Annotated in this window: 5 protein-coding genes; 3 read left to right on the top strand and 2 right to left on the bottom strand. The window is 51.6% G+C overall.

Annotated features, from left to right (window positions below; translation table 11 throughout):
• Positions 1-195 (top strand): hypothetical protein (locus tag BUA24_RS12840; protein ID WP_218587480.1); only part of this gene is annotated, 195 nt, incomplete at its 5' end.
• Here BUA24_RS12840 and BUA24_RS13505 read toward each other — a convergent pair.
• Positions 184-405: a group II intron maturase-specific domain-containing protein gene (locus BUA24_RS13505; RefSeq protein ID WP_084660462.1), complete on the bottom strand. Its 222-nt coding sequence runs from the start codon at positions 403-405 to the stop codon at positions 184-186. The genes BUA24_RS12840 and BUA24_RS13505 overlap by 12 nt on opposite strands.
• Before the next feature lie 136 nt (positions 406-541).
• Here BUA24_RS13505 and BUA24_RS11325 point away from each other — a divergent pair, with 136 nt between their 5' ends.
• Together BUA24_RS11325 and BUA24_RS11320 are read left to right on the top strand one after the other, a co-directional pair.
• On the top strand, positions 542-1,792 hold the full coding sequence (locus BUA24_RS11325) for a YbfB/YjiJ family MFS transporter (protein ID WP_178138827.1): 1,251 nt from the start codon (positions 542-544) through the stop codon (positions 1,790-1,792).
• Positions 1,793-2,329: 537 nt separating this feature from the next.
• Positions 2,330-5,929, top strand: a complete 3,600-nt coding sequence (locus BUA24_RS11320; protein WP_084660460.1) for an ABC transporter ATP-binding protein — start codon at positions 2,330-2,332, stop codon at positions 5,927-5,929.
• Between the two features lie 132 nt (positions 5,930-6,061).
• On the opposite strand, the gene BUA24_RS11315 is transcribed toward BUA24_RS11320, so the two are convergent.
• Positions 6,062-6,559, bottom strand: coding sequence for an IS1634 family transposase (locus BUA24_RS11315; protein WP_143146545.1), 498 nt, complete (start codon positions 6,557-6,559; stop codon positions 6,062-6,064).
• Positions 6,560-6,659: the final 100 nt, after the last annotated feature.

Genomic DNA, 6,659 nt, shown 5'->3' with positions numbered 1-6,659 from the left:
TCTGGACCAAGAGCGCCGACGAGATCTTCGCTTCAATGCAGAAATACCTGGAGCCTATTGTTTCTCCGCAAACTTCTGAGGAGGGACACTAGGAACGCAGGAGCAATTGCCAGTGAGCAAAGAGGTACGGTCGATGCTGGCGAACGCCTTCAAGCCATAACCATGTTCTGGCACGACTACTCCTCAGATGTTTAGACTTTCGTCTTGCCCATCTGACGAGGTGTTCGTCGATAAGCCTTGATAAGGGTAAAACCCAGAACGATAGAAGGCTCCGCAATAGTTGATCCAGTCTCGCAGGTATGGGTTGATCCCTTCTGCGCTGTCCGATAGGTCCGTACCACTGCGACGGTTGAGGTGTAGGTTCCTCAACTTATCCCTGTTCGCCTTCTTTGCCTTGTTACTTATAACTTAAAAAGAACACGCTGTACTTGCAAAAGTCTTTGCATCAAAGCAATAACACAGCAGATAGCTGCGACATCTGTACCGACTACGGCCTATCAGTATGTACACTCCACAAACAGAGTTGCAGGAAGAAGATCTTGTGACTAATCGCATAGTAGAGACGTTTGCTTCTATCATCCTAGGTACCATAGACAAGGTGACGCCAAAGACCTTGTCCGACTCACACAACGACCTCCTTACCGCTATCGAGCTGGCTTTAGCTCCTGCGGTAGTTCTGGGATTGGCTCGTTTCGCATACGCTCTTCTCCTGCCGTCGATGAGGTCACAGCTGGCTCTTTCCCTTGGGCAGGCGGGTGCTTTAAACAGCGCAAATGCAGCGGGCTACCTGGTCGGTGCTCTATCCTCCGACACACTTGCTCTAAGACTGGGCACAAGAAGAGTCTTCCTATGGTCACTCGGCTCGACAACAGCCACACTATTTCTAACTGCCGCTTCCAAAAGTGTTCTACTACTGATAGTTCTTAGAGGACTCTCAGGCGCTGGTGGAGCACTCGCGTTTATAACCGGGGCAGCTCTTGCGTCTCAGATTGGAGTCAGGGGAGGGCGAGCTACGGTGGTACTTAGCACCTACTTTGCCGGAGGTGGTTTAGGGATAGTGATCTCAGGACTGCTAGTTCCCCTCCTGCTATCAGTCACCGGTGCAAGCGTTGGATGGCGCTTGGGTTGGATACTCCTCGGAGCGTTAGGGGTTGCCGCATTTTTTCCCGCCCTAATCGGTGCTCGCCGATGCGAGGAACCTCCGCAACGACCATCGCACGATCGTCATTGGCCTGCACGCCGGTTTTTAGCGTTGCTCTCGTCATACGGTCTCTTTGGTCTCGGATATATCGCTTATATAACCTTCATAGTGGCGTACATAAAAGATCGAGGAGCCCACACAACCGAGGTCACAGTTTTCTGGGTAGTCTTGGGTATATCCTCGATACTTAGCGTGGTTATTTGGTCGGCTCCCATCGCCCGACTACGCCGGGCACACAGCACTACCCTGATACTGCTGGTCGTAACGGTAGGCGCAGCCCTCCCCGTCGTCTCTAGGTACCCATTTGTCGCATACCTATCCGCCATATTATTTGGCGGTTCGTTCTTGGCCGTTGTCACATCCGTAACCTCCGTAGCCCGGCACTCGCTGCCAAAGCACCACTGGTCCGAGGCAATCGCCACCTTGACGGTAGCCTTCGCTGTGGGACAGATAGTTGGCCCAGTGCTGACGGGAGTCATATCGGAGGGTTCAGCTGGTCTCTCGGTTGGACTTTTGGTCTCTGCTTCGCTTCTGCTTCTCGCATCGATCGTTGCACTGTTCCAGTCCGACAAGCCCACGGCTCCGTCATAGGCTTCGTCGCCTAGCACCTCTAAGTCAAACCAAACGTATCGATCACACGCCTTTACTGGCTACTCTCCACGCAGCCCCTAAACAGATCTGAACAGAGTCCTTAGAGATAAAGGAACCACTACCCCGCCATATCTCTTAACCAGCAATTCGAACCCTTGACGCTTTCGTGATGGTTCTAGCTAGACACCCTTCGAATCGTGGTAGACATAGGTGAGCTTAAGACTTTTTTCATCTAATGACACTCTCTTTGCCGACTTTCTAGAGAGACGCTCACATTCCTATATTCGTCAGAAAGACCCGTCTCAGCGAGCGAGCAAGCAAGCCAGCGAAATAGAACGCTCTTTGCTTTACAACTTTTTGTCGAAGAATTGCCTTCTTCTAGGAAATCCACCGGTTGAATACACTTCACCTCAGTAGAGAGATAGACTGAGCAATACAGCGCTTGCTTGTTCTCCGGCGCCATCCAGCCTTTGGGATCGGCATATCGTACAGTGGAGAGACACCTCACGCATATCGCTCAGGCTGTCTTGCAGTGTTGTGCTAACGATCGTTTTGAACGAGGAGTGCAGAGTTTACAAAGCAAACCGGTACCTATGGGCGAAAAGGGTTCTTAGGACCATCAAGCCTCAACAAAGAGACACAAACCATGCCTTAGCGGCCGCTGTTCTCGGAACGGTAGCTACCGTTCTGATCCCTGTATACGAGCGAAGCTTCATCGACTCTATCTCAAGACCACATCCAGGTAGATACACAGGGGACCTCTTAGCTCTCGCAGTTCTAGCCTTGGCGTCATTTGCCTTCGCTTACCTCCGCAGGATCTCTGCTGCGCGGCTCTCCCTGGGGACTCAGCACCGTCTGCGGACTAAGATCTTTGACCATCTTCAGCGACTCGACTTCAAGACGCACGACTCACTCAAGAGCGGACAGTTAGTATCCCAAGCTAACGCCGACATATCTTTGATCCAGGGGCTCCTTGCGTTTCTGCCAAGGCTCTTCGGCAACCTCCTCTTTGCCCTACTCTCCGTGGCCGTGATGAGTGTGATCTACTGGCCTTTAGCGCTAGTAGAGGCGGTCTCTCTTGCTGTTATAGCGACCGCATCCAGCGTCCTTAGATCTTCCATAGTTCCCGCATCAGAGGTAGCACAGGAACAAAAGGGACGAGTAAACGAGATCGTTGAGGAAACCGTTCGAGGTATTGGAGTAATAAAGGGCAGCGGGTTCGAGGAGGTTCAGATGAACAAACTCAAATCCGCAGCTCACACACTTTACAACGCTAGAGTTGCAACTATCTGGAGACAAGCAAAGCTCGCCTCGCTGCTGCAGCTTCTCCCGGTGCTAACGCAAGCCGTTGTTATAGGCCTTGGAGGCTATGCAGCCATCGAAGGGAAACTCTCTATCGGCTCCTTTCTACTTTTTTCAACCTACATAACCTTTCTCGACACACCGATACGGCAACTTTCAAGCCTCGTCGCAGTTGCACAGCAGGCACAAGCTGCAATTGATCGAGTATTTAGCCTGCTCGAGATCGAACCGGAGATCCGCGAACCAGAACACCCAGTAACCATTCCAGAGGGTCCTTTAGATGTAATATTCCAAGACGTGGAGTTTTCTTACAACAAAGATGCGCCTGTCCTTCGTAGAGTAACTGTCACCATTCGATCAGGCGAAACCGTCGCAGTAGTTGGAGCCTCAGGAAGTGGAAAGACCTCCCTGGCGCTTTTGATCCCCCGGTTTTATGACGTTCAATCTGGCCAGATATCTATCGCTGGAATCGACATAAGACTGTTCTCCCTCAAAGACCTCCGATCTAAGGTAGCGGTGGTCTTCGAAGACAGCTTCTTATTCTCGACATCCATACGAGAAAACATCACCTTTGGAGTTCCTGACATCTCCGAAGACGATCTGATCTGGGCGGTAAAGGCGGCGAAGGCTGACGGATTTATCTCCCAACTCCCTGGTGGGCTAGACACCGTAGTTGGGGAACGCGGAGTCAAACTCTCGGGAGGACAACGCCAGCGAGTCGCACTGGCCCGGGCGTTACTGAAGCGTCCTCCAATACTTATCCTCGACGACGCTACTTCCTCTGTAGATCCTCAGACCGAGGCCGACATACACGAGGCCCTTACCAACTACGCCCAACAACATACCCTCATACTCATCGCCCACAGACGCTCGACCCTCACGTTGGCAGATCGAATCATCGTCTTAGATGAAGGGAGGGTGGCAGCTGAAGGGACTTACGAGGAACTCTGGGAGACAAGTAGGGAATTTCGCAGTCTCATCGCCACAAGCAACGACCGCTTTGTAGCTGATAACACCGCAACCCCCACTCTAAGCGACCGAATTCAACCTAAAGAACACGACGATGTAGTGCCTCCAAGACTCTTCCAACGACGAATCGATCAAACTCCCACACAAGGTCGGTTCTCATTTAAGAAGCTATTCAAAAGCGTTCGCCTCGGTATCGCTGTAGGATCTCTGCTTGTCGCTTTGGATGCAGCCTTGTCACTGGCGGGACCATTACTCTTGCGCCGAGGGATCGATAGCGGTATTACCCAAAGAGATCTCCACCTGGTCATCGGTACTGCGCTGTTGTTGGCGGGAGTAGGTGTCCTAGACCTATTCGTCGTGGCAATGGAACAGATGGTGACCGGCGTGGCCGCAGAGCGATTTCTCTACTACCTGAAGGCGCATATCTTCAAGAAACTACTCAGCCTCGATATGGGCTACTACGAGTCCGAGATGTCTGGCAGGATTATGACGAGAATGATCTCTGACGTCGATGCTTTCTCATCGTTGGTACAGATCGGCCTTGCGTCTTCTTTGGTGGCGCTATTCACCTTCGCTCTGATCGTAATAGTTATGGTGGCGCTGTCAATCTCCTTGTCTGAGTTGCTGATCCTCGCCCTCCCCTTTGCCCTAATCGCAAGTCTGGTGTTTCGCAGGTACTCAGTTCGTGCTTATCGAAGTGCTCGGGAAAAGATTGCTATCGTGAACGCCAACTTTCAGGAACAGCTGTCAGGAGTCAGAGTATCTCGATCGTTGGGACAAAGCGAAAGGGTTTCTAAAGGCTTTGCCGAAAGTTCAACCATCTACAAAGAGGCGAGGATGCAGGCCCAACGAGCTGTGGCTATCTACTTTCCGTTCTTGGGCTTTCTCTCAGACCTAACAACCGTCGCCGTTCTGGGAGAAGGTGGTTCTTTAGTCTTGGCACACAAAGTGGCAATAGGAACTCTAGTTGCAGCTTCTTTGTATGTGACAGCGTTTTTCTCCCCCATACAGGAACTCTCTCAAAACTTCGACGAGTACCAGCAAGTAGTCGTCGCCACCGCTCAGATTCGCAAGCTCATGAACGAGACCTCTACTGTAAAGGAGATCGCGAACCCCATAGCCCATGGGGAACTCCGTGGAGACATCGAGTTTGTCGATGTACGATTCTCTTACGACAACTCACCTCCGTACTCTCTGGACGGAGTTAACCTCACGATAAAGTCAGGGCAGCGCGTTGCCTTTGTAGGCGAAACGGGAGCTGGTAAGTCGACGATCGCAAAGCTGATCGAAAGGTTCTATGACACAACATCGGGTCAAATCTACATAGACGGTACCCCGCTAGGAGATCTTGACCTGAAGTGGTACCGCTCACAGATCGCATACCTGCCACAAGAGCCTTTCCTCTTTAGCGGAACGATAGCCGACAACGTCACCTTTGGACTAAAAGACACAACCTTGGACGATGTTGAAACTGCCTGCCGTGAGGTGGGTCTGGGCAGGTTGCTCTCCTCCCATAAAGAGGGCGTCTTCTACGAGGTCGGGGATAAGGCTTCGAAGTTATCCGCCGGCGAAAGGCAGTTGGTTGTCTTTGCCCGATTACTCCTTAGGAATCCCAGACTAGTAATCCTTGATGAGGTTTCATCTGCGCTGGACCTTACGTCCGAAGCGCAGGTACAGTCCGCTCTTGACAAGGTAGCCGAAAGAAGGACGGTGCTGATCATTGCTCACCGGCTCTCCTCATTAAAAAACGCTGATCAGATATTTGTAATCGACTCTGGATCCATAGTTGAACAGGGTACGCACGACGAGCTTATTGAAATGAATGGTTACTACAACTCCCTTTGGACGCTATCAAGGCAAGAGTAACAACACCACATCTCGAGCTCCTAAAACCCCACCTCTAGCGGGACTTTCCTGGCTAGCAAGATCGACTCCTCCATTACCCCTGCTAAGGATGGGTAAGTGGTATCGATTTCTGTAGTACCTATATGGAGTGATTTAACGCTTGGGGGCGTAGCGATCTAACTCAAAGATGTTGAAGAGGCTTCGTTGTGTGTTGCTCAGCTCAGTCAGCATCCTCTTCACCCGTGGTCGTCCTTTCTCTCCCGGGTAGAGCAGTACGGTCTCTTGGATCTCAGAGAGCTCACGAAGAAGTTCTCTCACGCTGAGATCTACTTCTGCCAACGCTGTTTGTCGAACCATGAGACGAGAGACACTAAGGGCAAGGGTGCAGTAAAGAGCATGGACCCTGATCTTCTGCTCCGTCCAGTGAAACATTGGAGAGAACGAGACAACGTTCGTGTCTTTCATCTGCCTGAAGTCTGACTCCACGTAATGCTGGGAACGATAGGCGGAGATGACTTGAGAGATGCTCCAGTCGTCTCGGTCGGTCAAGAGCATGCGCTTGCCAAAGATCTCCTCTTCAAGGGCCAAGAGGGCCTCTTGGTCAATGGAGAACTCTAGGCGGAACGTTGATGGTGTATCGCCAGTAACCACCCGAAGTCATCACCCGTTTCACCCAACGTGGAGAGAGGACTTCGTCGATCTCGCTCTCTAAAGCCTCTCTAGATTTTCGTGTCTTCGAACGTTCTAAGCG

Origin of the sequence: Ferrithrix thermotolerans DSM 19514, from assembly GCF_900128965.1 — a bacterium.
GTDB classification, from domain to species: Bacteria; Actinomycetota; Acidimicrobiia; order Acidimicrobiales; family Acidimicrobiaceae; genus Ferrithrix; species Ferrithrix thermotolerans.
This window is presented reverse-complemented; position numbering and strand designations above follow the sequence as displayed.